The following is a 1015-nucleotide window of genomic DNA, read 5'->3' as shown; positions in this document are numbered from 1 at the left end:
AAGGTGGCACTATTGTAAGCAGCCACCAGCGCTTCTCCGCGCAATATGCCTGTAAAGGTAACTGCTGCTGTCATCCCTACCGCTGTAATGCGTGCCTCTTGTGCTGCCCGTTCCGGCCCATCACCTACTACTAATAAGCAACTATGCGGATGGTTTTGATGGTATTGTATGAATGCGGTGATTAAAAGGTCTACCCCCTTATCCGACACCATCCTGCCGGCAAATATAAAATCATAGGGACGTTCCGGTAATTGAAGATGCTTGAAAATAGAGTCATAACTATTGGGAATGACCACTGCCGGTGCGGGCAACGTATGTGCCACATATTGGCTTACGGCTATATTGTGCGACCATCGGGTCAATAACAATTTCAGCCATTTTTTCCATCCTTTATCATAATATGGCAAATGATGACTCACTACCCATTTCTTCCGAAAACGCAAGCCCGTGAAGCAAGTTTTTAAGCTAATATTCGCCTCCAGATACAGATCGGCCGCTCGTATCAGTTGCCGCACTTTTTTTTCAGTGGGGTTCCGCAAAACGGTGTAGGCTTGTGGTGCGGCCTCCTCAGTTACCGCTGTTACAACGGTAACGGCATGCCCTTGCTGTGCCCAGGTATGGGCCAACTGGTGCATCATGTTTTCTAATCCGCCTACCTTGGGCAGAAAAGTGAGTGAACGGATAACGATTTGCATGGATAGGGGCGTTGGGTGTTGGTCTTTGGTACGATGCATGCATTGTCTGAACCACTGATTCATGGGATGGAAGGATTACACTGATTTTCGTTCCCGCAGTGCCATTCCAATTACCCCTTCCCCGCAGTATCTACCCTATTCAGTAGTTTATTAGTAATCACCATTCACGCATAGGCATTTACGTAGATGGGAGTTCGTGGGGGATGCTGCGGTGTTGGAGTACGGGTGCTCGCTTCGTGATCCGCAGCGTCCCTCCGCTACCTCACTCTTCCCCGCAGTATCTACCCTATTCAGTAGTTTATTAGTATTCACCATTCACG

The 1015-nt window shown here is 48.5% G+C and carries 1 protein-coding gene; it reads right to left on the bottom strand.

Annotated features, from left to right (window positions below; all coding sequences use genetic code 11):
- A partial coding sequence (locus tag A0F92_RS00590) for a glycosyltransferase family 4 protein (RefSeq protein ID WP_167516669.1) occupies positions 1 to 758 on the bottom strand: 758 nt, incomplete at its 3' end.
- Between the last annotated feature and the right edge of the window lie 257 nt (positions 759 to 1015).

The sequence above is a fragment of the Hydrotalea flava genome (assembly GCF_001623405.1).
Taxonomy (GTDB): domain Bacteria; phylum Bacteroidota; class Bacteroidia; order Chitinophagales; family Chitinophagaceae; genus Hydrotalea; species Hydrotalea flava.
The sequence above is the reverse complement of the archived record's forward strand: the minus strand, read 5'-3'. Positions and strand labels throughout refer to the sequence as shown.